We start from the raw sequence: 22,740 nt of genomic DNA, 5'->3' as shown, positions 1-22,740 counted from the left end.
CGATTACAAAAAGGAGAAAACAAATGTCAGTTGTGTTTTCAATTCGAAATAAAAAGAGTATGTTTGGCTATCAAAAAGTGATGCCAGCTAAAGATGTATTGAATTTGGTAGAGGGAGTTCTTACCTACAGTTTTGAGGAAGCCATGCTTGGTCGCTCTCTCAAAGATTTTCCAGCCATGATGTGTATCCGCTATGGCAAGAGCTGCTTGCCGATCATCCTTCGTTATCTGGATCAAGAGCATGCTTATCAGTTCATCCTTGCAGATTTTGCCACCCTTGAAGATTGGCGACTCATCTTGGAATGGCTCAGTGCCCTAGCTCGTCAGTTGGGGAATGAGATTCACGATAATTTAGGAACCAGCTATGACGCAGATTCTATTTTCTCTTTTGACTATGAGAACTATTTGCTGAAGAATCTACAGAATCTAGAAAAAGATCCAGACCTTCATCAATATCAACTTCAGGGATTTGCTCATTCTGTGATCTTGGATCGTGAGCTCCTTCGTAAAATTTTAGACTCCGCTCAACCTTTAGAGGAGTTCAGTCAAGTGGTTAAAAAGGTTCAATACAGCTCCGCCTTCTTTAGTCAAGTTCGTTTCTACTGTCAGAACGAAACGGGAGGCATTATTGGCAGTTACAGTCTAACAGAAGATACGGATACTGTCTTGCCACGTGTGCCTTTTGTACCTGCTGAGTTTGTAGAGAAGGTCAATATGGATGAGGTCATCGACTGGAAAGTGAACCTAGTGGAAATCACTGGAAATCCTGATATGCCAGAGAGTTATAAGCCGGTGGCTGCTGTGAATTTAGAAGCCCTACTGGATGCTTTGGACTCGAGTGAATTTGAATTGTTGGATGCTAATCAAATTGAAATTAAAAAATTGTCCAAAGAACGCTTGTTGCAATTAGCCCAACTCTAATAGAAAAAGTTCTCAGTGTTGAGAACTTTTTCTTTTAGTTTGATTCATGTGGCAAGATCAAGTTAAGTATGATTCCTGTCATAGCTGAGAGGGCTGTTCCTGAAAGGGTCACTGGACCGAGTTTCAGAATTGCTCCACCAAGTCCAAGAACCAACATGGCACTTGCAATAATCAAGTTGCGCATCAAGCTGAAGTCAACGCGTTCTTTGATCAAGACTTTCAAACCATTACTTGCGATTACCCCATAGAGCAAGATGGACATCCCACCGAGAACAGAGTTTGGAATGGTAGAAATGAGAGCAGTAAATTTACCAAGGAAGCTCAAGGAAATAGCAATCAAGGCTGCATTTCGGATAACGGAAACAGAAGCGATGCGAGTCATCCCAATAACGCCTGTATTTTCACCGTAAGTGGTATTGGCTGGACCACCAAGGAAGGCTGATACAGATGTTGCAATCCCGTCACCAAGAAGGGTACGATGAAGTCCCGGTTGTTTCAAGAATTGACGGCCACAGATTTGACTAAGCACGGTATGGTCACCGATATGTTCTGAAATAGTTACGATAGCGATTGGCAAGATGGCGATGGTTTCAGGACCGAAATATAAGTTGTATTGTTTGAAGGCCCCACCCGTATTGAAAGGAAGATAGAAACCAGGGATTTCAAACCAGTTAGCCTTGAGGACCGGATCAAAGTTCACCAAGCCCAAGCAAACTGCGAAGACATAACCACCGATAATGGCAAAGAGGAAAGGAATAATTTTGAAGAAACCTTTTCCTTTGGTGTTGATGAAGGCGGCAATCAGGAAGGTTACGACAGCGACAAGGGCATTTTTCCAATCTCCCCCTTCGACAAAACCAGCGTTTTTAACAGCGGATCCTGCAAGTCCTAGACCAATGACGATGATCATAGGTCCAATAACAACGGCAGGAAGCAATTTGTCAATCCAGCGAGTGCCTGCTACTTTAACCCCTGCAGCGACTAGCACGTAGATCAGACCGGTCAGGATAACCCCTGTTTGGGCTGCATCGACTTTTCCTCCCATTTCCTTCATCGCCAAAGCCATGGCTGTGATGAAGGCGAAGGAAGATCCGAGGTAGACAGGGACTTTAAAGCCGGTACAAGTCATATAGATCAGTGTCCCAACACCTGATGCAAAGAGGGCAACGGATACGGGCATGCCCAAGATGAGTGGTACCAAAATGGTAGCCCCAAACATGGCGAAAACGTGTTGGAAACTTAATAAGATTCCTTTCAGGGGTGCCGGACTTTGGTCGACATCCAGGAGCAAATCAACACTTGATTCTTCTTTCATAATAACCTCACTTTTGGGCACCAAAAAAGAGCCCATGATTTTTTTGCATAGCAAGGGCCCTCAGATTATTCATATTCTGTGTCTTTGTCACCTCACAGGATGACATTAAAAACCTTTGCTTCTAAGAAGTATAGCAGAAAAAATTCGTTTTGTAAACGAATTTTTCCCAAGCCAAGTAACGAGAGAGCGAGGAGGGAATCGTTGAAGTTCTCATTTTTGTATCAGGAAAGAGGTTAACGATCGACGCAGTGGTTGAGTGGCCCCTCCCACGCTCTAATTCTCGCTTGGACGGGCCTACTCAACTTTGCGGGGGAGGGACGACGAAACCGTCGTTTTAAATGGTAATCGATTTCTGTCCCTCTCCCTTTTCCCGAGCTAAGAAACAAGAGAGCGAGGAGGAAATCATTAAAGTTTTCATTTTTGTATTAGGAAAGAGGTCAACGGTAGACGCAGTGGTTGAGTGGTCCATTTTCTTTTACTTTTTGAGAGATTCGGTATCATTTTCTACTACAAAAGGCGAACAAGTGAGCCTGCTTTTCCCTTTGTTAGAAGGAAAGAGGCCGATTTTGTGGTATAATAGAGGACTAGAAGTAGAATGAATGAAAGAGAAGTCAGAGATGCTGTTAGAAGAATTTGATGCCAATCGACAGGCGATTATCAACCCACAAGACCTACATGGTCCCATTGAAGGATTTCCCAAAGTAGTCATCTCTTGCTTTTCAAGAGTAACTTTTGCGCGCCTCCTTGAAAATTATGAACATGAGGTCATTACAAGAACTTCCATGGCCAACTTTGAAGTCATTGTCTATGGGATTTCGATTGAAGACCAACAGATTGCTGTCTTTAATGCACCAGTTGGGGCTGCTTCCTGTGTAGGGATTATAGAGGATTTGATTCAATTTGGGATGGAAAAACTGGTGCTCTTTGGGACCTGTGGGGTTTTGGACCAAGATATTGAGGCGACCTCCATCATCATTCCAACAGCAGCTCTTCGAGACGAAGGGACCAGCTACCACTATCTTCCGGCTAGTGATGAAGTGGAAGTAAATAAGGAAACTCTTCCTCTCTTCCAAGCTTTTCTGGATAGTCACAAGGTTTCCTATCAGAAAGGAAAAGTGTGGACGACAGATGCTCCCTACCGGGAAACTATCGACAAGATGAAGCGACGAATGGAAGCAGGAGCCATCTGTGTAGATATGGAGTGTTCTGCAGTAGCTGCCTTAGCAGCTTTTCGGGACTTTGAGCTCTGCCATTTCTTCTACGCAGCAGACCACCTCTCGGAAGAAAAATGGGATATCCGAACCTTATCTAGTCATGAGGATTTAGATAGCAAGGATCGAATCGCGGATTTAGCCATCCAATTTGCGCTCTTATGGGAAAAGGCGAACTAAATGAAAGAAGCAATGATTGAATTGAAGGATTTTTCCTTCCAATACAAGGCACAGTCTGAGCCAACTTTAAAAAATCTCAACTTAACCATTTATAAGGGGGAAAAGGTCCTGATTGCCGGGCCATCTGGCTCTGGGAAGTCAACCATTGGCCAGTGCTTAAATGGGATTATCCCTAATATTTATAAGGGAACCAGTAGTGGGCAATTCCTCATTCAGGGGAAAGAAGCCTTTGATCTCAGTATTTATGAGAAATCTCACTTGGTCAGTACGGTCTTGCAGGATACAGATGGTCAGTTTATTGGTCTCAGTGTTGCAGAAGACTTAGCTTTTTCCCTTGAAAACGATATGGTGGAGCTGGAAAGGATGAAAACTCGGGTTCATACCTGGGCTGAGCGCTTAGATTTGAGCAAGCTCTTGGACCATCGGCCTCAAGATTTATCCGGTGGGCAAAAACAACGGGTCAGCTTGGCGGGTGTCCTGATTGACGAAAGTCCGATCCTGCTTTTTGATGAGCCACTGGCTAATCTAGATCCCAAATCGGGTCAGGATATCATAGATCTGATTGATCAGATTCATGAAGAGCAGGGAACGACAACCATTATTATCGAACACCGTTTGGAGGATGTACTCTACCGTCCCATTGATCGGGTCATCTTGATCAATCAAGGGCAAGTTCTCTTTAATGGGAGCCCAGATGAGTTGTTGAGGACCACACTGCTGGCTGAAAATGGGATTCGTGAACCCCTCTATTTAACGACTCTTCGCCAGTTAGGCCAGGATATCAGCAAGCTACCGCATTTGGACAAGGTAGAAAAATTACCACTTGGGGATTTATCAGTGGATATCCCAACTCCTCATTTTGAAAAAGGAGCAGAGGCAGAGACAATCCTAGAACTTGGTCATTTGAACTTTGCCTATCGAGAAAGCCAGCCCATTCTAAAAGATCTTTCTCTAACCATTCCAAAAGGCCAACGGTTGGCTATTGTTGGTAAAAATGGGGCTGGAAAATCAACCCTTGCTAAGGCGATTTGTGGCTTCATCCAGACGGAAGGAACCTATTTCTCAAAGGGAGAGGATATCAAGGGGGATAGTGTCAAGGAGCGGGCAGAGCGCGTGGGCTATGTCCTGCAAAACCCTAACCAGATGATCTCGACCAACATGATTTTTGATGAGGTGGCCCTGGGTCTTCGCTTGAGAAATGTTCCAGAGGACCAGATCGAAAGTCGTGTCCATCAAGCCTTGAAAACCTGTGGTCTCTACGAATTTCGTAAGTGGCCGATCTCTGCTCTGTCTTATGGCCAGAAAAAGCGGGTGACCATTGCCTCTATCCTTGTCTTGGGACCAGATGTTCTGGTCCTCGATGAGCCGACGGCTGGTCAGGACCAACGAAACTATACGGAAATTATGGATTTCCTTGATGAACTCCATCAAAAAGGCCATACCATTGTCATGATTACCCATGATATGCAGCTCATGCTGGATTATTCGGACCGGGCAGTCGTGGTCATGGATGGGCAGGTTTTGGCTGATTTGACACCGGCAGAGCTCTTGACCCAACCAGAAATTTTGAGACGGGCTAATTTGAAAGAAACATCTATTTTCGCCTTGGCAAATCGACTTGGTGTCGATCCTCTTGCCTTGACCCAGTTTTATATGAATCAGAAGGGGGAAGGTCATGAATAATCGCTTAGTCGGCTACCATGCCGGAACCAGTTTTCTGCATCGCCTATCAGGCGCTAGCAAGCTTCTTTTCTTATTGTTGGTATCATTAGCTGCCATGTTGAGTTACGATACTCGCTTATTGTTGGTCATTGGTCTAGGTGCCCTCTCCTTATTTGCAACCTCAGGCATTCGTTTGAAAGACATCTCCTTTGTTCTGAGTTTTGCCTTAGCTTTTGCCCTGCTAAATGTCTTGATGGTCTATCTTTTTGCCCCTCAATATGGGGTAGAAATCTATGGAGCAAAGACAGTTCTTCTAGATGGTTTAGGGGCATATAGTATTACAGCCCAAGAGTTATTTTATCTCTTCAACCTAGCTTTGAAGTATGTGTGTACCATTCCCTTAGCTCTCATTTTCTTGATGACCACCCATCCCAGTCAGTTTGCTTCGAGTCTCAACCAGATTGGGGTGTCCTACAAGATTGCTTACTCAGTGAGCTTAACCTTGCGCTATATTCCAGATGTGCAGGAGGAATACCAGATTATCAAGCTCTCGCAAGAAGCAAGAGGCTTGGAGTTGTCCAAAAAGGCCAACTTTGTCCAACGGGTGAAGGGAAATCTTCAGATGATTTCTCCCTTGATTTTTAGTTCTTTGGAGCGGATTGAAACGATCTCTACGGCCATGGAACTGCGCCGCTTTGGTAAAAATAAAAAACGAACTTGGTACACCTATCAGGAGATGACCACTCGTGATCGCTTGATTATCCTGGGGTCAATCTTCATGGTAGTCTTGAGTATCGTCCTGATTTGGGTAAACAAAGGTCGCTTCTATAATCCTTGGAGGTAAGAAAATGGCAGAAACAATTTTAGTAACGGGAGCATCTGCTGGCTTTGGTCAAGCGATTTGCCGCCGCTTAGTTACCGATGGGCATCGCGTGATTGGTGCTGCTAGACGCATTGAAAAATTACAGGCTCTTCAAGAAGAGCTGGGAGAAGCTTTTTATCCCCTTCAAATGGATGTGACGGATCTTTCTCAGGTGGATCTTGCACTTGCTAGTTTGCCAAAAGCTTGGGAGAGAGTGGATGTTTTGGTCAATAATGCTGGCTTGGCCCTAGGCCTCGCTCCAGCTCATGAAGCAGAGGTTGCAGATTGGTTGACCATGATTCAGACCAATATTATCGGCTTGACCTATCTGACAAGGAAAATCTTGCCTCAGATGGTGGAACGAAATGATGGTTATGTCATCAATATGGGGTCAACTGCTGGGACAGTGCCTTATCCAGGGGCCAATGTTTATGGTGCTTCCAAGGCCTTCGTTAAACAGTTTTCATTAAATCTGCGTGCGGACTTGGCTGGAAAACAGATTCGGGTGACCAACATTGAGCCAGGTCTCTGTGAAGGGACCGAGTTTTCGATGGTTCGCTTTAAAGGGGATGAAAAACGGGTAGAGGCTCTCTATCGAGACGCCCAAGCCATTCAGTCTGAAGACATTGCCAACACTGTAGCTTGGCTCATCCAACAACCCAAGCATTTCAATGTCAACCGGATTGAAATCATGCCGGTTTCCCAAACCTTTGGTCCGCAACCGATCTATCGGGGTGATTAGTTTTACTAACCAGCACGATCCGGTGCTGGTTATTTTTCCATGTTGAGAATAGAGAATAGGAGGGGGAAACCCATGTCAAAAGCTTTAGTGATTGGATCTACTGTTTGTGATGTTATGGTCTATCTGGATCGACTACCGAGTCGGGAAGGAGACGCCCATATCCATGAGCAGACTTGGTCTCTTGGAGGGTGTGCCTTTAATGTGGTCTCCGTACTTCATGCTTTGGATCAAAATGTTGACTTCATCTCGCCAGTGGGGACGGGTGTCTACGGGGACTTTGTCAAGGCAGAACTCGAGAGGCTGGGTATACATACTCCAATCTCAGTAACCGGGGCAAATGGTTGTTGTTATTGCTTTATCGAGTCGGATGGTGAACGAACCTTTTTATCAGATCATGGAGTAGAATATAGTTTTCAGAAGGAATGGCTCCAGTCTCTGGAGCAGGAAAGCTACGAATTTATTTATCTCTGTGGCCTTGAAGTAGAAGAGCCGACTGGATTGGAACTGATTCAATCTGTGTCAAAAGTCAAAGGCCAAGTCATTTTTGCGCCAGGACCTCGAGGTCTCTTGATTCCTAAGGAGCGTTTGGAAGCTATCTATGATTTGCATCCAATCCTTCATGTCAATGAGGCAGAAGCCAAGGCTTTTTCAGCTTGTGAAGAGATTGCTGACGCAGCTAAGAAGCTCTACCAAAGAACGGGACAGTTAGTCATCGTCACCTTGGGAGAAAAAGGAGCGATCGCATACGATGGTAGGTTCTACGAGGTGGTCGGATTTCCGACAGAAGTTCGTGATACCGTAGGAGCAGGAGACAGTCATCTGGGGGCTTTTTTAGTGGCATCTTTGCAAGGGCTAGATGTGAAAGAAGCGCTAACCTTTGCTAACCATCTAGCAAGTATGGTTGTGGCGACCAAGGGAGTTCATTTAGAGCGCCATTACTACCATACCCTAGAGCAAGAGTTAAAAAAATTAGTTTATTCAAAAAGAAGCTGACAAACTGTCAGCTTCTTTTTAGTATCATCTTATAACGGACGCTTATTTGGCATGCCTGCTTTTCTTGGATATTTATTTGGGGTTTCTTTTTTCTTTTCTACAAGAGTGATATAGCGTGGATCCCCATTTGGCAATTCATACTGTAGATTGTCTTCAACCTTGCTAAAGAGCAGATTGAGGGCGTTTTTGGCTTCATCCAACTCTTCTGGAGCATTGCTAGCCTTGAGAGCAAGAAGCTGTCCCCCTACTTTCAGATAGGGAATGGTCAGTTCAGACAAGACTTGCATGCGGGCAACGGCGCGGGCAGTTACGATATCAAATTGGGCACGAAAGGCCTTGTCTTGTGCAAAGTCCTCAGCTCGTCCATGGTAGAAATGAACTCCGCTCAAGCCTAACTCTTCAGCTAGCAAGTGAAGGAAATTGATTCGCTTATTGAGGGAATCAATAATGGTCACATCTAGCTCAGGGAATAGGATCTTCATTGGTAGACTCGGAAAGCCAGCACCAGCGCCGATATCCAAGAGACGGATGGGTTGGTTTTCAATCAAACCTTGTAAAATGGGTGCGATAGAATCATAAAAATGCTTGAGATAGACTTCATCTTTATCGGTGATAGCGGTGAGATTAATTTTCTCATTCCATTCCACGAGGAGCTCGAAATAGCGTTCGTATTGCTCTTTTTGTCGATCAGTTAGTGGGAAGCCGAGGTCGGCTAAACGGTCATAAAATTCTTCTGGTTTCATAAGATAATTTTACCACAAAATAAGGGAAATTTGATATACTGGTACTAAAGAAATGAAAGGAATTCAATAAAATGATTTGGATTATTCTTGGGGTCCTAGTGGTCCTCGCATTATTAGTTGTTGGAGTATACAACGGCTTGGTAAAAAGTCGGATGCAGACTCGCGAAGCTTGGAGTCAAATCGATGTGCAATTGAAACGTCGGAATGACTTGATTCCAAACTTGATCGAAACCGTTAAAGGGTATGCTAAGTACGAAGGAGATACACTAGCAAAAGTAACTCAACTTCGCCAACAAGTAGCTCAAGCATCTTCACCTGCAGAAGCAATGGCAGCCAGTGATGCTCTTTCACGTCAAGTGGCAGGTATCTTTGCGGTGGCTGAAAACTACCCAGACTTGAAGGCTAACACCAACTTCATGCAATTGCAAGAAGAATTGACTAACACAGAAAACAAAATTTCTTATGCTCGTCAATTGTACAATAGTGTAACTAGCAACTACAATGTCAAGTTGGAAACTTTCCCAACAAATGTGATTGCTGGAATGTTTGGCTTCAAACAAGCCGAATTCCTTCAAGTACCTGAAGAAGAAAAAGCAGTACCAAAGGTGGACTTTAGCGGATTAGGAGACTAATATGCTCTTTGACCAAATTGCAAGCAATAAAAGGAGAACCTGGATTCTCCTTATTGCTTTTTTCATACTCTTGGCTCTCATCGGAGCGGCCGTTGGCTACCTCTGGTTAGGCTCCTCACTTGGTGGCGTCATCCTAGCTTTGATTATTGGTGGGATTTATGCCTTTAGCATGATTTTCCAATCAACCGAGGTCGTCATGCGGATGAACGGGGCTCGTGAGGTAACGGAAGAGCAAGCCCCTCAACTCTACCATATTGTACAAGATATGGCTATGGTAGCTCAAATCCCTATGCCTCGAGTTTATATTGTAGATGATCCTTCGATGAATGCATTTGCGACAGGATCCAATCCTCAAAATGCAGCCGTTGCAGCGACAACAGGTCTTCTGGCTGTGATGAACCGTGAGGAATTGGAGGGAGTCATCGGACACGAAGTCAGCCATATTCGAAATTACGATATCCGCATCTCCACGATTGCGGTTGCCCTTGCCAGTGCCATCACCATGCTCTCTAGTATTGGAGGACGGATGATGTGGTGGGGCGGTGGTCGTAGACGAGATGATGATCGAGAAGGAGGCAGTGGTTTAGAAATTATTATTCTGATCCTTTCCTTGATTGCCATCGTTTTAGCTCCATTAGCGGCGACTTTGGTTCAGTTAGCCATTTCTCGTCAACGAGAGTTCCTAGCGGATGCCTCAAGTGTTGAATTGACACGGAATCCTCAAGGAATGATCAATGCTCTTTTGAAACTGGATCATAGTGCACCCATGCAGCGAGAAGTTGATAGTGCAAGTAGTGCTCTCTTTATCAACGATCCCAAAAAAGAATCCGGCTTTCAAAAGCTCTTTTATACCCACCCACCCATTGCTGAGCGGGTTGAAAGATTAAGAAACATGTAAAAAATCCACCAAATAGTGGATTCAGATTGAAGACACAATCATCTAGAACCTTTCCTTAGGTGAGTACGGACGTCAGCGAACTTCGAAGAAGTTCCATGACTTAGTTTTGGACCTAAGGTTCCAAAACTCCCGAGTGCTAGAAACAACCTTGTTTCTAGCACTTTTCTCACGGCGGAAAGTTTCAGTAGATGATTGAATAACTATAAAGATAAAAAAGTATTTATCTTTATAGAAGTTAATAGAATTGTATAAAAGATAACTTTGTCTTTACGCTCAATCCACCCAATGGTGGTTTTTTTATTTAGTTGTTAAGAGGAGGGTAGTGAAACCAAGGATGGCATAGATCCCCCAAGCTAGGGGAAGGCTCCAGATAGCTAGACTAGAAAAGAGAGCTGTTCCAATGGGCATGGCAAAGCTGACCATCAGTCCCAAAAAGCTAGAGGTAGACGCTAATTTTTCAGCGGGTAATTTACTCATTAAGAGACTGGAAACTTTTGGGTTGATTTTTGCAACAAGATAACCAAGGAAAGTGATGAGTAGAAGGGAAAGGAAATCCCAGTGCACCAGAATATTTGTGAGCCCAAGCATGGTCAGCCCACCTGCTATCCACAGGAGGATATGGTGGAGTGATTGCTTGGAAAAATAATCATGGGGTGTCAGGCTAGCCCAGACCATGCTTAAAATAGTCACAGCCTCTAAGATCAAGAGCGACTGGCTAAAGCTCAACTGAAAGAAGGGGGAGTGAAGCAGTTGCAAATTGTAGATACCAGAGATGGATCCCCCTAAAGCATTGATGAGAACCAATGAGAAGAGCAACTTGCCAAAGTGGTGGACCTCCTCATCTGCAAAAATACTTTTGGCGTTCTGGTACATCTCTTGGCATTCGTGTACCAAAGAATTCTTACTTTTGGGCTCAATAACGGGATCATGTGTCAGCTGTTTGTTTCTCATCAGGAGACAGGTAGAAGACAGGAGAAAAGTCACGGCATTGATCGAAGCGACCAGAGCAAAATGTTGATGGCTGATGGCTAGTAACCAAACTCCTAGGGCTTGTCCAGAAATCGAACAGACCATACTAAGTAGTTGGTTGAAGGAATAGGCCTCCATCAAATCCTCGTCGGGGATGTTCTTTTTCATGATGGGGAGTTGTAGGCCCCCGCGATAATCGCTCAAACAATCTGAAACAATGTTTAAGAAGCAAACAATCGAAAAGGCTAGGTAACCCGGAATCTTGGTCATGAGAGCAATAAGGATGAAGAGCATCGCTTGGAGATAGCCGATGCGAATCAACCAGTTAGCTTTTTTCTTCGTGTGGTCAGCCTTCATGCCGACAAAAATGGTAAAGAGGCTGGGAATAAATACAATGAGATTGGCAATGCCAACAGCCAGACTAGGCTGAGGCATGCTGGCAGCAAAGACCACAAAGACCAGATTGTAGATGGCGGCACCAAGGGTATTCAAAAAGCGAGAAAGACTGAGTAAGGCAAAAATTTTATTACGAGCTAAGAGTTTCATAAGCCTTCCTCCTTCACGTGATCAGTTGCTAGGACTTGTTTGATAGATCGAACGATCTGTTTGAAGAGGTCTAGTTTCTCATCATCAGAGAGAAGAAGTTCCTGATCCTTCAGATAAACGCTGGTATGTGAGAGAAGAAAGCGGAGGAAGTAGTTTTTTAGTTTGGTCATCATGGGAAGAACCTTCTTTCTTTGCTTGATGATCCTATTGTAAACCTAAAAAGCAAGAAAAAATTAATGTTGCATATTTTCAACAAAAACTCACGGAGTAGATCTGTGAGTTTTTAGGATTTATTGATCAGTTCTTGCAGGCCCTGTTTGTAGTAGTTGGCACTGTCCTTACAATCCAGAATAGAGAGAACCTGGATGGCCTGTTCCATCTTTTCAAGACCGATTTCTTTTTCTCCCTTTCGATAGAGAAATTCTCCTTTGGCGTAGAGATAAACCGTCCGAAGGTAGGCTTCGTTCTCAGAGTAAAAGTGGTTGTTAATCAGGTGATCAAAATAGGTTGCATCTTCAAATTCATTTGAACTAATGGCGAGAAAAAAGCCATTAAGGAAAATAGAATTGATGGCAGGACGAGAGGAATCTAGGAGAAGCTTGAAGTCCTCCCGTTGGACCAACTCCTCTGTGTATTGTCGATAGAGCTGACTAGAGAAAAGAGGAGAGGTCAGTGAAAATAGGCTTAACTCAAAATTTCCCCAGACCATGACAGAGAAGAGGTAGTCATAGAGGAATTCTAGTTCCTCTTGGCTAGCAGCAAACTCTACCTCAGGATAGTTGCCAAGCATTTGGGCCTTGAGAATAATGCTGGCTAATAAGTCTTCTTTTTTGTGATCTTTCTGATAGGCTAGCTGGTAGCTTTGGTACAAGGCTTGATCATGTTCCAAGCTCATGTTTTCATAGTGCTCTTTCAACAATTTGGGAATAAAAGAGTGCTGATCGATTCCAGCTAGATGGGAAAACTCACTGAGGCTGGTTTTGATTTGTTGAAGGGCCTGAAAAAACCGTTGCGTCGTCAGGTCATTTTCCCCTCTTTCAAATCGAGATAGCATGGAGCGCGAAAATTCGCCACCCGTAGCCTCCTCTAAAGAGATGTGGCGACTTTCACGTATTTGCCGAAAAACTGTTCCGATTTCTTTCATGAATTCTCCTCTATCTAACATTGATCAATGCACTAGCAAGTGACCATCTTTTGTTCAAGAGATGTGGGACCATTGTGTACAACACCAATTTGCCTAGTCTCTGTATTTTTTTATGATTATAACAAATTTTTGAGGAGACATCTTGGTTGAAGGGACAGCTTCATGATATACTAGTAATATCTAGAAGATTTGAGGACAACAGAATGAACTTATTTACACAAGAAATCCGTAAAAATCCTGAAGGACTTGCATTTGATCAAGAGTTGGATTTGTTAAAAGAATTGCAAAAGCGTAATCCAGAAATTCTTGATTTGAAACATGTGACAGCGACAGGTCGAGTAGCTCATGATACAGGTCTTTATGTCTTGGATTACCAGTTGAACTACACCATCGTTTTGGCATCTAGTCGAAGCATGGAACCTGTTGAACTCCAAGAAAGCTACCCTGTGACAGAGGTGTTCGCTGAGGATGTACAGTCTGATGCAGATATCGAAGCTCTTGAGGAAGATCTGATTCTTCCCATTGAAGGGGGCAAGATTGACCTAAGTGAGAGTGTGGCAGACAATATCCTGCTCAATATTCCTCTCAAGGTTCTCACTCCAGAAGAAGAGGCTGGTAAAGGCTTTATCGAGGGCAATGATTGGAAAATCATGACAGAGGAAGAGTACCAAGAAGCTCAAGCGATCAAGAAAGAAGAAAACAGTCCCTTTGCTGGTCTCCAAGGTTTATTTGATGAAGAAAAGTAATCTTTGACAAGAGGCTCGCTGAAGGAAGGTGAAGATAGGGTTCTGGAACAGAAATTGAATGTCCTTTTCTGGCAGTAAGTCAAAGGTAGAAATGATGCAGATCAACAAGTAGTGAAAATTCTTGAAGCCAATGAATGAACTTCTAAAGCAGATGAGTAGAATCGATTGGAAAGTGTCTGAGGATTGTAACTCAGGCACTTTTTGTTTTTTGCTTCAAAGTAGATAGGAGCTATCTTTCTACATGAAGGGGCAGGAGATGATTTTCTACTTTCATTTGATGTCAAAAAATGGTAGAATATAGGCAAACTATAAAGAGGAGTGTCACATGACAAAAGCAAACTTTGGTGTTGTTGGTATGGCCGTAATGGGTCGTAACCTTGCCCTTAATATTGAATCTCGTGGATACACAGTTGCTATCTATAACCGTAGTAAAGAAAAAACAGAAGATGTTGTTGCTTGCCATCCTGAAAAGAACTTCGTGCCAAGCTATGATATCGAGAGTTTCGTAAACTCAATCGAAAAACCACGTCGGATCATGCTCATGGTTCAAGCAGGACCTGGTACTGACGCAACTATCCAAGCCCTTCTTCCACATTTGGACAAAGGCGATATCTTGATCGACGGAGGAAATACGTTCTACAAAGATACAATCCGTCGTAATGAAGAGTTGGCGAACTCAGGTATCAACTTTATCGGTACAGGTGTTTCTGGTGGTGAAAAAGGTGCCCTTGAAGGTCCTTCTATCATGCCTGGTGGACAAAAAGAAGCTTATGAATTGGTAGCAGATGTTCTTGAAGAAATCTCTGCAAAAGCACCAGAAGATGGTAAACCATGTGTGACTTACATCGGTCCTGATGGAGCTGGTCACTACGTGAAAATGGTCCACAACGGTATCGAGTATGGGGACATGCAATTGATCGCAGAAAGCTATGATTTGATGCAACACTTGCTTGGCCTTTCAGCTCAAGACATGGCTGAAATCTTCACTGAGTGGAACAAGGGTGAATTGGACAGCTACTTGATCGAAATCACTGCGGATATCCTTGGACGCAAAGACGACGAAGGTCAAGATGGCCCAATCGTTGACTACATCTTGGATGTTGCAGGAAATAAAGGAACTGGTAAATGGACTAGCCAATCAGCGCTTGATCTTGGTGTGCCATTGTCACTCATTACTGAGTCAGTATTTGCACGTTACATCTCCACTTACAAAGAAGAACGTGTACACGCTAGCAAGGTGCTTCCAAAACCAGCTGCTTTCAAATTTGAAGGAGACAAGGCTGAGTTGATCGAAAAGATCCGCCAAGCCCTTTACTTCTCAAAAATCATCTCATACGCACAAGGTTTTGCGCAGTTGCGTGTCGCTTCTAAAGAAAACAACTGGAACTTGCCATTTGCAGACATCGCATCTATCTGGCGCGATGGCTGTATCATCCGTTCTCGTTTCTTGCAAAAGATCACAGATGCATACAACCGTGATGCAGATCTTGCTAACCTTCTTTTGGACGAGTACTTCTTGGATGTAACAGCTAAGTACCAACAGTCTGTTCGTGACATTGTAGCTCTTGCTGTACAAGCAGGTGTACCAGTACCAACCTTCTCAGCAGCCATCACTTACTTTGATAGCTACCGTTCAGCGGATCTTCCAGCGAACTTGATCCAAGCGCAACGTGACTACTTTGGTGCTCACACATACCAACGTAAGGACAAAGAAGGTACCTTCCACTATTCTTGGTACGACGAAAAATAATTGTAGGTTATGACAAAGCGGATATTACTAGTAGAAAATGAAAAGAATTTAGCGCGCTTTATTGATTTAGAACTTCAAAAAGCAGGATATGTAGTTGATTTGGTAGAACAAGGGGAAATCGCCTTGAAACTCCTGCAGGCTACAGAATATGATTTAATTCTTCTCAATTACGAACTAGAAGATATGAGTGGGGAAGATTTTGCTCAACGCCTGAGTAAGATTCGTCCTGCAGCAGTCTTGATTGTCTTAGATAGTCGTGAGAAAATTTCTGAGCATATGGAGAGTATCCAACGATTTGCAGTGTCTTATGTTATCAAACCATTCGTGATCAGTGATTTAGTTGAGAAAATCATCGCTATTTTTAGAGGCCGTGATTTTATTGACCAACATTGTAATCAGATGAAAGTTCCTACTTCTTATCGGAATTTACGAATTGATTTCGAGAATCATATGGTGTATCGGGGAGAGGAAGTAATTGACTTGACACGTCGTGAGTATGATTTGTTAGCGACTTTGATGGGAAGTAAGCATGTCCTTAGTCGGGAGCAATTGCTGGAGCGTGTCTGGAAGTATGAGAGTACAGCAGAAACCAATATCGTTGATGTCTATATTCGCTATCTTCGTGGAAAAATAGATCTCCCAGGACAAAAGAGCTATATCAAAACTGTCCGAGGTGTCGGCTACCAAATGCAAGAATAACAACATTCCCTTTGATGAGAAATCTCAAAGGGATTTTTTGTTTGTCAAAAAGGAAAAGGAAGGAAGAAGAAATTTTTAAAAATTTTTTTAAAAAAATTTTTAAAAAATTGTGAAAGAAGCAAACGTTTGCTTATATTATAGGCTTTTCAAGGCCTTTATCTATAAAGATTGTGAATTAAAAATATAGATGTAAGGGCTTTACAAATGAAAAAAAAGTGGTATAATAGTAATCGTGATATGCAAACGTTTTCTTATATTCGGGCATTTCAATTTTATAAGGAGGTCGAATGATGAATAAACAATCATTCAAAAGTCTATTTAGCTTTGAATTTTGGCAAAAATTCGGTAAAGCGTTGATGGTGGTCGTTGCAGTTATGCCGGCGGCAGGTCTGATGATCAGTCTTGGTAAAACGATTGCAATGATTAATCCAGAACTTGGTTTCTTGGTAACTACCGGTGGTGTTCTTGAACAAATCGGTTGGGGAGTTATCGTTAACCTTCACATTCTCTTTGCATTGGCTATCGGTGGTAGCTGGGCAAAAGAACGTGCTGGTGGTGCCTTTGCAGCAGGTCTATCCTTTATCCTGATTAACCGTATCACTGGTGTGATGTTCGGTGTAACAGGAGATATGCTTAAAGATCCAAAAGCACAAGTTCATACTCTTCTTGGTGGATCTATCAAGGTTGCTGATTACTTTACGAGTGTTTTAGAATCACCTGCCTTGAATATGGGAGTTTTCGTTGGTATTATTGCCGGTTTTGTAGGAGCAACAGCCTTTAATAAATACTACAACTACCGCAAGTTACCAGATGCCCTATCATTCTTTAATGGGAAACGGTTTGTTCCATTTGTCGTTATCCTTCGTTCTGTAATTGTGGCTCTTGTCTTGTCATTCTTATGGCCAGTAGTCCAAACAGGAATTAACAACTTTGGTATCTGGATCGCTAACTCAAAAGAGTCAGCACCAATTATTGCACCATTTGCCTTTGGTACTCTAGAACGTCTTTTGCTTCCATTTGGTCTTCACCACATGTTGACCATCCCAATCAACTATACACAATTGGGTGGTACTTATGAAGTGCTTTCTGGTATCTCAAAAGGTTCGACTGTATTCGGTCAAGACCCACTTTGGTTAGCTTGGGTGACTGACTTAGGAAATACAAAAGTTTCTGATCCTGCTACTTACCAACACTTGTTAGATACCTTCACACCTGCTCGTTTCAAAGTGGGACAAATGATCGGTTCATTTGGTATCTTGATGGGGGTTGCCCTTGCCATCTATCGTAATGTAGACCCTGATAAGAAACACAAATACAAAGGGATGATGATAGCGACTGCTCTTGCAACCTTCCTTACAGGGGTTACAGAACCAATCGAGTACATGTTTATGTTTGTAGCTATGCCTCTTTACCTCGTATATGCAGTGGTACAAGGTGCAGCCTTCGCGATGGCAGATATCGTCAATCTACGTGTCCATTCATTTGGATCAATTGAGTTCTTAACTCGTACACCAATGACCATTAAAGCGGGTATTGGTATGGATATCATTAACTTCATCTGGGTAACTGTTCTCTTTGCAGTGATCATGTACTTCATTGCAAACTTCATGATCCAGAAATTTAACTACGCAACTCCTGGACGTAACGGAAACTACGAACAAGCTGAAGGAGATTCAGAAGCATCTGAAACTTCAGGTAAAGTAGCCGCTGCTTCACAAGCAGTTAACGTTATCAACCTTCTTGGTGGACGTGCCAACATCGTAGATGTGGATGCATGTATGACTCGCCTTCGTGTGACTGTTAAAGACGAAACTAAAGTTGGAACAGAAGAACAGTGGAAGGCTGAAGGTGCGATGGGACTTGTCATGAAAGGACAAGGGGTTCAAGCGATTTACGGTCCAAAAGCGGACGTATTGAAATCAGATATCCAAGATTTGTTAGACTCAGGTGAAGTGATTCCTGAAACTCTCCCAAGTCAAAAAGCATCTTCTCAACAAGCAGAAGTCAGCTTTAAAGGAGTGACAGAAGAAGTTCACTCAGTTGCTGAAGGACAAGTCATTGAATTAGAAAAAGTTCAAGATCCAGTCTTCTCACAAAAAATGATGGGTGACGGATTTGCAGTTGAACCAGCAAATGGTCAGATTGTTTCACCAGTAGCTGGTAAGGTGACAAGCGTCTTCCCTACCAAACACGCACTTGGTTTGGTAACAGAATCTGGTCTTGAAGTTCTCGTTCATATCGGTCTTGATACTGTAAGTTTGGAAGGAAAACCTTTCACAGTGAAGGTAGAAGAAGGCCAAACAGTGGCAGCGGGAGATTTATTAGTAGAAGCAGATTTGGATGCTATTCGTGAAGCTGGACGTGCAACGTCAACAGTTGTAGTCTTCACAAATGCTGCAGCTATTCAATCTGTCACTCTTACACAAACTGGTCAACTTCCAGCAGATGCTGTGGTTGCCAAGGTTGAATTATAATCTATGAGAGTCATTCCTTGTATCCATCGGATACAGGGAATTCTCTATTAGGAGAGTAGGATCATGAAATTTTTGACTTTGAACACTCATAGTTGGATGGAAGAAAATCCCCAACAAAAATTTGAGGACTTATTAACAGACATTATTGAAAAGCAATACGATCTGATTTGTTTCCAAGAAATCAATCAGGCCATCGAAAGTCCAGTTGTTCCAGTTAATGACTTATATCATCCAACTCCTTCTGCGGAGCCGATCCATCAGGATCACTATGTTCGTTGTTTAGTTGAAAAATTAGAAGAAGAAGGATTGAGCTATCACTGGACCTGGGCTTACAACCATATCGGCTATGACCGTTATCATGAAGGCGTGGCGGTTCTATCACGTACCCCAATCCAGGCAAGCGAACTCTTGGTTTCAGATGTGAATGATCCAACAGATTATCATACACGACGGATTGCCATTGCAGAAACCCAAGTTGATGGGAAAGAAATTGCTGTTGCCAGTGTCCACTTCTCTTGGTGGAATAAAGGTTTCCAACAAGAGTGGACACGTTTAGAAGAGCGCTTTAGCCAATTGCAAAAACCCTTGATTTTAGCTGGAGACTTTAATAATCCTGCTGGGCAAGAAGGCTATGAGGCCATTTTAGCGAGTCCGCTAGCTCTTCAAGATAGCTTTATTGAAGCCCGTCAGACCAAGGGGACTTACACAGTAGGTCCTGGAATTGATGGATGGGATGATAATCAGGTACCTTTGCGGATTGATTATGTTTTCACTTCAAAAGAATGGGTTATCGAACGACTAGAAGTTGTATTTGATGGTTCCAACCAACCTCTCGTCAGCGACCATTATGGTTTGTCAGCTGACTTGTATTTACCATAAGATTCAAATCCCTACGCCTTTAGGAGGCTAGGGATTTTCTTTGTTTCGCTTGCTTTCACTTTAGCCCTAAATATGATAGAATAAAGTATTAAGAAACGATAAGGAGGGTGTACATGCGGTGTCCAAAATGTGGCGGAAACAAGTCTAGTGTTGTAGATAGTCGCCAGGCAGAAGATGGGAAAACGATTCGTAGAAGAAGAGAATGTGATGAATGTCATCATCGCTTCACCACTTATGAACGAGTAGAAGAGCGGACTCTTGTTGTGGTGAAAAAAGATGGCACCCGAGAACAGTTTTCTAGAGATAAAATATTTAATGGGATTATTCGATCAGCTCAGAAACGTCCCGTATCGAGTGACGAAATTGAGGAAATTGTGGGTCGCATCGAACAAAAGATTCGAAGCCAGAGTGAAAATGAGATCCAGAGTGACTATATTGGATCACTGGTCATGGACGAGTTAGCAGAGTTGGACGAAATTACCTATGTCCGCTTTGCGAGTGTCTATCGTAGTTTTAAGGATGTTGGTGAATTGGAAAGTCTCTTAAAACAGATTACCAAAGGAACGAAGAAGAAAAAGGAAAAATAGATGAAGCCCAATACTTCATTTTCTTTCTTGAAGAATAATTATTTGGCGCCTACAGGAGCCTCCTTTACGCATCTGTATGGACCAATATTAGGTGTTCAAGCAAGTCAATTATATACTTTTCTGCTGAGTCTCTATGATCAGGGGAAAGAAAAACGGCTGATTGCTGTCATTTTAAATCATCTGGATCTAGGTTTCGCTCATTTTCTCGAAAGTCTAGACCGCTTGATTGCCATGAATTTATTAGAGGTTTATGAAACAGAAGAAGGACTTCAGTTCCGATTTGTGCCTCCGCTAGAAGCAAATCAATTTTTTGCCAATGTTGCTTATCAGAAATTGCTGGAGAAAAAAATAGGAGAAGCGGCAGTTCGTGACTTGCTTCCTGAAAAACCAGAGGGCGAAAAACGGAAGGTGAACTTTGCCTCTGTCTTTGGGATTGATGGAGTTTCGACCCATCAGAAGAAAACATCTTCCTTCAGTTTGGAGCACTTTAAACAATTAATGGCGCGAGATGGTCTCCGTTTTGAGAACGAACAAGAAGACCTCTTGGTTCTCTATGCCATCACAGAAGAGAAGAATTGGACTTGGTATGAGACCTATCTCTTGGCCAAGGAGACAGCGGCTAATTTGATCATTTCGACCAAGCGGATGAGACAGAAACTAACCCAACAACCACAGGAAAAAGGTAAGGATGAGTTCACTCCACAGGAAAGAGCCATTATCCGGGAAGCTAAAAATAAGTCCAGTCTCCAATTTTTAGCAGGAATTAAAAAAGCGCGTAAGGCTGTCGTTACCCAATCTGAGCGTCAAGTGATTTCTGATTTGGCCCAGTTAGGCCTATTAGATGAAGTCATAAACGTAATCTTGTTGTTGACCTTTAATAAGGTTGCTTCTGCCAATCTCAATGAAAAATATGCTTTAAAGGTTGGGAATGATTTTGCGTATGAGGGGATTAAAACGGCCGAGGAGGCTGTCCTGAAGATCCGCCAGCGCCAAGACTCTCATACACAAAAAGCAAAAGAGAAAGCAACTAAGAGTGGACAAGCGACTGGAAAAACCAATGTTCCTAAGTGGAGTCAGCCTAACTATACCAATCAGACCAGCCAGGAAGAACAGGCTGATTTGGAACAACAAAAACGGGCCTTGCTCGAGAAATTAAATCAAGGAGGGGAGTAAATGGAGAGCGTAGGGAAAACCATATCCCAGATGAATCGATCACAGCAGTTCAATTATGAAGAATTGGTAGCTCAAATTCTCGCCGAACCTGAGATTGCAAACTTTATTCAAAAGGAAGCCTTGTCGGAAGCAGAAATCCGTCGCAGCATTTCCAAATTTAACCAATACATCAGTGAACGGAATCGTTTTGTCCTAGGGGATGAAGATTATATTGCAAGAGGGTATAAGCCTGTATTGGTCATGAATGAGGGCTATGCGGATGTTTCCTATGAAGAGACACCTGAGTTGATTGAGGCACAAAAACAAGCTGCTATCAATAAACGCTTGCAGTTGATTAACTTGCCAAGTACCTTGAAGGAAGCTTCCTTAGCGAAAGTCGACTTGGATGATCGGGGACGTTTTGGAGCCTTTGAAGAGTTGGCCAATTTTGTTGCTTCCTATCCTCAAGCTCGTAAAGGAATTTTTCTATACGGAGATTTCGGAGTTGGGAAAAGCTATATGATGGCAGCTCTTGCTCATGACTTGTCTGAAAAACGGCAGGCTTCTTCAACCCTCTTGCATTTTCCAAGCTTTGTCATCGATGTCAAAAATGCCATCAACACAGGGCAAGTTAAAGAGATGTTGGATCAGGTCAAGAAGGCTGAAATCTTGATTCTAGACGATATTGGGGCGGAGCAGATGTCGCCTTGGGTCCGGGATGAAGTCTTGCAAGTGATTTTGCAACACCGGATGCAGGAGATTCTTCCAACCTTCTTTACTTCGAATTTCAATTTTGAAGATTTAGAACGTCATTTTGCTACATCACGGAATGGAGATGAGACTTGGCAAGCCAAACGTGTCATGGAGCGAATTAAGTTCCTTGCTAAAGAAGTCCGCCTAGAGGGAGAAAATCGCCGATGAATACTATAATTGATTTGATGAAATCTCATTCTTCTGTCCGTCGCTTTAAGGAGGAGGACATCAAAGAGGATGACCTTCAAGCGATCCTAACAGCAGGACAGATGGCTTCCTCTTGGAAGAACTTCCAGTCTTATTCCATTATCTTAGTGAGAAGCCAGGAAAAGAAAGAGGCGCTTTACCAATTCGTCCCTCAGGAGGCGATTCGTCAATGCTCTGTTTTCTTACTGTTTGTAGGAGATCTCAACCGAGCTGAAAAAGGGGTTCGGATGCATACGGATCAATTCCATCCAGAAGGACCAGATAATTTATTGATTACTTCTGTAGATGCTGCCTTGGCAGGTCAGAATACCTTGCTGGCTGCTGAAAGTCTAGGCTACGGAGGAGTCGTTATTGGTTTGGTTCGGTATGAAGCAGCTGAAGTGGCGAAACTATTTAACTTACCAGACTACACCTATCCTGTCTTTGGGATGGCTTTAGGAGTGCCAAATCAGAACCATCCTGTGAAGCCCCGCCTTCCTTTGGAAGCTGTTGTCTTCGAAGAAAGTTACCAGGAGCAGACTCCTGAAGTGATTGAAGCCTTTGATCGAGTACAGACCGCCTATGCTGGGGCACGGGCAACGGATACTTGGAGCCAACGTTTGGCTGCCCAATTTGGACAGGAAGAACCAGCTGCTACGGCAGAATTATTAAAGAAACACCAACTAGAAAAATAAGA

Annotated in this window: 21 protein-coding genes and 2 pseudogenes; 18 read left to right on the top strand and 5 right to left on the bottom strand. The window is 43.1% G+C overall.

Annotated elements, in window-relative coordinates; genetic code table 11:
* The first annotated feature begins 23 nt into the window (after positions 1 to 23).
* Positions 24 to 920 carry a DUF4299 family protein gene (locus FJR71_RS05305; RefSeq protein ID WP_140814262.1) on the top strand — a complete coding sequence of 299 codons (897 nt, stop codon included), beginning with the start codon at positions 24 to 26 and terminating at the stop codon, positions 918 to 920.
* A 34-nt stretch (positions 921 to 954) separates the two neighbouring features.
* On the opposite strand, the gene FJR71_RS05300 is transcribed toward FJR71_RS05305, so the two are convergent.
* Positions 955 to 2,235: a uracil-xanthine permease family protein gene (locus FJR71_RS05300; protein ID WP_172605102.1), complete on the bottom strand. Its 1,281-nt coding sequence runs from the start codon at positions 2,233 to 2,235 to the stop codon at positions 955 to 957.
* Positions 2,236 to 2,852: 617 nt separating this feature from the next.
* Here FJR71_RS05300 and FJR71_RS05295 point away from each other — a divergent pair.
* The 6 genes and pseudogenes from FJR71_RS05295 (at position 2,853) to FJR71_RS05275 (ending at position 7,885) form a co-directional block, all read left to right on the top strand.
* Positions 2,853 to 3,626, top strand: a complete 774-nt coding sequence (locus tag FJR71_RS05295; RefSeq protein ID WP_125329334.1) for a nucleoside phosphorylase — start codon at positions 2,853 to 2,855, stop codon at positions 3,624 to 3,626.
* Positions 3,627 to 4,478, top strand: a pseudogene (locus FJR71_RS10225) (ATP-binding cassette domain-containing protein); the annotation flags it as partial.
* Positions 4,479 to 4,505: 27 nt separating this feature from the next.
* Positions 4,506 to 5,309: pseudogene (locus tag FJR71_RS10220) on the top strand (energy-coupling factor ABC transporter ATP-binding protein); the annotation flags it as partial.
* The gene (locus tag FJR71_RS05285) at positions 5,302 to 6,132 is read left to right on the top strand and encodes an energy-coupling factor transporter transmembrane component T family protein (protein WP_140814259.1); all 831 of its coding nucleotides are present in this window, start codon (positions 5,302 to 5,304) and stop codon (positions 6,130 to 6,132) included. The pseudogene FJR71_RS10220 and the gene FJR71_RS05285, both read left to right, overlap by 8 nt.
* A gap of 4 nt (positions 6,133 to 6,136) precedes the next feature.
* Complete coding sequence (locus tag FJR71_RS05280) at positions 6,137 to 6,892, top strand: SDR family oxidoreductase (RefSeq protein WP_048691652.1); 756 nt, start codon at positions 6,137 to 6,139, stop codon at positions 6,890 to 6,892.
* Positions 6,893 to 6,964: 72 nt separating this feature from the next.
* Entirely contained in the window at positions 6,965 to 7,885 is a 921-nt protein-coding gene (locus FJR71_RS05275) for a carbohydrate kinase family protein (protein ID WP_125329118.1), read from the top strand.
* A 29-nt stretch (positions 7,886 to 7,914) separates the two neighbouring features.
* Here the strand turns inward: FJR71_RS05275 and rsmG are convergent, their stop codons facing one another.
* Entirely contained in the window at positions 7,915 to 8,628 is a 714-nt protein-coding gene (gene rsmG, locus FJR71_RS05270) for a 16S rRNA (guanine(527)-N(7))-methyltransferase RsmG (RefSeq protein ID WP_048691646.1), read from the bottom strand.
* A gap of 71 nt (positions 8,629 to 8,699) precedes the next feature.
* On the opposite strand from rsmG, the gene FJR71_RS05265 reads away from it, so the two are divergent.
* Together FJR71_RS05265 and htpX are read left to right on the top strand one after the other, a co-directional pair.
* Positions 8,700 to 9,260, top strand: coding sequence for a LemA family protein (locus tag FJR71_RS05265; RefSeq protein WP_003004967.1), 561 nt, complete (start codon positions 8,700 to 8,702; stop codon positions 9,258 to 9,260).
* A gap of 1 nt (position 9,261) precedes the next feature.
* Positions 9,262 to 10,158, top strand: a complete 897-nt coding sequence (gene htpX, locus FJR71_RS05260) for a zinc metalloprotease HtpX (protein WP_048691643.1) — start codon at positions 9,262 to 9,264, stop codon at positions 10,156 to 10,158.
* A gap of 297 nt (positions 10,159 to 10,455) precedes the next feature.
* Here htpX and FJR71_RS05255 read toward each other — a convergent pair whose 3' ends face one another.
* From FJR71_RS05255 to FJR71_RS05250, 3 genes are all read right to left on the bottom strand, one after another.
* Positions 10,456 to 11,673, bottom strand: a complete 1,218-nt coding sequence (locus FJR71_RS05255; protein WP_048688376.1) for an MFS transporter — start codon at positions 11,671 to 11,673, stop codon at positions 10,456 to 10,458.
* Positions 11,670 to 11,846: a hypothetical protein gene (locus FJR71_RS09980; RefSeq protein WP_172605101.1), complete on the bottom strand. Its 177-nt coding sequence runs from the start codon at positions 11,844 to 11,846 to the stop codon at positions 11,670 to 11,672. Before FJR71_RS09980 ends, FJR71_RS05255 begins: the two co-directional genes overlap by 4 nt.
* Positions 11,847 to 11,956: 110 nt before the next feature.
* On the bottom strand, positions 11,957 to 12,817 hold the full coding sequence (locus FJR71_RS05250) for a helix-turn-helix domain-containing protein (protein WP_048688373.1): 861 nt from the start codon (positions 12,815 to 12,817) through the stop codon (positions 11,957 to 11,959).
* Positions 12,818 to 13,020: 203 nt separating this feature from the next.
* On the opposite strand from FJR71_RS05250, the gene FJR71_RS05245 reads away from it, so the two are divergent.
* The 9 genes from FJR71_RS05245 to FJR71_RS05205 all read left to right on the top strand — a co-directional run bounded on the left by FJR71_RS05245 (position 13,021) and on the right by FJR71_RS05205 (position 22,738).
* On the top strand, positions 13,021 to 13,563 hold the full coding sequence (locus tag FJR71_RS05245) for a YceD family protein (protein ID WP_048688370.1): 543 nt from the start codon (positions 13,021 to 13,023) through the stop codon (positions 13,561 to 13,563).
* A 325-nt stretch (positions 13,564 to 13,888) separates the two neighbouring features.
* Complete coding sequence (gene gndA, locus FJR71_RS05240) at positions 13,889 to 15,313, top strand: NADP-dependent phosphogluconate dehydrogenase (protein ID WP_140814258.1); 1,425 nt, start codon at positions 13,889 to 13,891, stop codon at positions 15,311 to 15,313.
* 9 nt (positions 15,314 to 15,322) lie between these two features.
* A complete protein-coding gene (locus FJR71_RS05235; protein ID WP_048688364.1) occupies positions 15,323 to 16,012 on the top strand; it encodes a response regulator transcription factor in 690 nt (229 codons plus the stop codon).
* Between the two features lie 290 nt (positions 16,013 to 16,302).
* Complete coding sequence (locus FJR71_RS05230) at positions 16,303 to 18,486, top strand: PTS transporter subunit IIBC (RefSeq protein ID WP_140814257.1); 2,184 nt, start codon at positions 16,303 to 16,305, stop codon at positions 18,484 to 18,486.
* A gap of 63 nt (positions 18,487 to 18,549) precedes the next feature.
* The gene (locus tag FJR71_RS05225) at positions 18,550 to 19,365 is read left to right on the top strand and encodes an endonuclease/exonuclease/phosphatase family protein (protein WP_140814256.1); all 816 of its coding nucleotides are present in this window, start codon (positions 18,550 to 18,552) and stop codon (positions 19,363 to 19,365) included.
* A 113-nt stretch (positions 19,366 to 19,478) separates the two neighbouring features.
* The gene (nrdR, locus tag FJR71_RS05220; protein ID WP_006595763.1) at positions 19,479 to 19,952 is read left to right on the top strand and encodes a transcriptional regulator NrdR; all 474 of its coding nucleotides are present in this window, start codon (positions 19,479 to 19,481) and stop codon (positions 19,950 to 19,952) included.
* Positions 19,953 to 21,125 (top strand): replication initiation and membrane attachment family protein, encoded by a 1,173-nt coding sequence (locus FJR71_RS05215; RefSeq protein WP_125329113.1) that lies wholly within the window; start codon positions 19,953 to 19,955, stop codon positions 21,123 to 21,125.
* Positions 21,126 to 22,025, top strand: a complete 900-nt coding sequence (gene dnaI, locus FJR71_RS05210) for a primosomal protein DnaI (RefSeq protein ID WP_048789522.1) — start codon at positions 21,126 to 21,128, stop codon at positions 22,023 to 22,025.
* Positions 22,022 to 22,738 carry an NADPH-dependent oxidoreductase gene (locus FJR71_RS05205; RefSeq protein WP_140814255.1) on the top strand — a complete coding sequence of 239 codons (717 nt, stop codon included), beginning with the start codon at positions 22,022 to 22,024 and terminating at the stop codon, positions 22,736 to 22,738. Before dnaI ends, FJR71_RS05205 begins: the two co-directional genes overlap by 4 nt.
* Positions 22,739 to 22,740: the final 2 nt, after the last annotated feature.

The organism is Streptococcus xiaochunlingii (genome assembly GCF_006385805.1).
Lineage (GTDB): Bacteria > Bacillota > Bacilli > Lactobacillales > Streptococcaceae > Streptococcus > Streptococcus xiaochunlingii.
The sequence above is the reverse complement of the archived record's forward strand: the minus strand, read 5'-3'. Positions and strand labels throughout refer to the sequence as shown.

Excerpts from the sequence above, each read along its gene's own strand:
- FJR71_RS05305 (WP_140814262.1), top strand. The coding sequence starts at position 24 with ATGTCAGTTGTGTTTTCAATTCGAAATAAAAAGAGTATGTTTGGCTAT.
- FJR71_RS05300 (WP_172605102.1), bottom strand. The coding sequence starts at position 2,235 with ATGAAAGAAGAATCAAGTGTTGATTTGCTCCTGGATGTCGACCAAAGT.
- FJR71_RS05295 (WP_125329334.1), top strand. The coding sequence starts at position 2,853 with ATGCTGTTAGAAGAATTTGATGCCAATCGACAGGCGATTATCAACCCA.
- FJR71_RS05285 (WP_140814259.1), top strand. The coding sequence starts at position 5,302 with ATGAATAATCGCTTAGTCGGCTACCATGCCGGAACCAGTTTTCTGCAT.
- FJR71_RS05280 (WP_048691652.1), top strand. The coding sequence starts at position 6,137 with ATGGCAGAAACAATTTTAGTAACGGGAGCATCTGCTGGCTTTGGTCAA.
- FJR71_RS05275 (WP_125329118.1), top strand. The coding sequence starts at position 6,965 with ATGTCAAAAGCTTTAGTGATTGGATCTACTGTTTGTGATGTTATGGTC.
- rsmG (WP_048691646.1), bottom strand. The coding sequence starts at position 8,628 with ATGAAACCAGAAGAATTTTATGACCGTTTAGCCGACCTCGGCTTCCCA.
- FJR71_RS05265 (WP_003004967.1), top strand. The coding sequence starts at position 8,700 with ATGATTTGGATTATTCTTGGGGTCCTAGTGGTCCTCGCATTATTAGTT.
- htpX (WP_048691643.1), top strand. The coding sequence starts at position 9,262 with ATGCTCTTTGACCAAATTGCAAGCAATAAAAGGAGAACCTGGATTCTC.
- FJR71_RS05255 (WP_048688376.1), bottom strand. The coding sequence starts at position 11,673 with ATGAAACTCTTAGCTCGTAATAAAATTTTTGCCTTACTCAGTCTTTCT.
- FJR71_RS09980 (WP_172605101.1), bottom strand. The coding sequence starts at position 11,846 with ATGATGACCAAACTAAAAAACTACTTCCTCCGCTTTCTTCTCTCACAT.
- FJR71_RS05250 (WP_048688373.1), bottom strand. The coding sequence starts at position 12,817 with ATGAAAGAAATCGGAACAGTTTTTCGGCAAATACGTGAAAGTCGCCAC.
- FJR71_RS05245 (WP_048688370.1), top strand. The coding sequence starts at position 13,021 with ATGAACTTATTTACACAAGAAATCCGTAAAAATCCTGAAGGACTTGCA.
- gndA (WP_140814258.1), top strand. The coding sequence starts at position 13,889 with ATGACAAAAGCAAACTTTGGTGTTGTTGGTATGGCCGTAATGGGTCGT.
- FJR71_RS05235 (WP_048688364.1), top strand. The coding sequence starts at position 15,323 with ATGACAAAGCGGATATTACTAGTAGAAAATGAAAAGAATTTAGCGCGC.
- FJR71_RS05230 (WP_140814257.1), top strand. The coding sequence starts at position 16,303 with ATGAATAAACAATCATTCAAAAGTCTATTTAGCTTTGAATTTTGGCAA.
- FJR71_RS05225 (WP_140814256.1), top strand. The coding sequence starts at position 18,550 with ATGAAATTTTTGACTTTGAACACTCATAGTTGGATGGAAGAAAATCCC.
- nrdR (WP_006595763.1), top strand. The coding sequence starts at position 19,479 with ATGCGGTGTCCAAAATGTGGCGGAAACAAGTCTAGTGTTGTAGATAGT.
- FJR71_RS05215 (WP_125329113.1), top strand. The coding sequence starts at position 19,953 with ATGAAGCCCAATACTTCATTTTCTTTCTTGAAGAATAATTATTTGGCG.
- dnaI (WP_048789522.1), top strand. The coding sequence starts at position 21,126 with ATGGAGAGCGTAGGGAAAACCATATCCCAGATGAATCGATCACAGCAG.
- FJR71_RS05205 (WP_140814255.1), top strand. The coding sequence starts at position 22,022 with ATGAATACTATAATTGATTTGATGAAATCTCATTCTTCTGTCCGTCGC.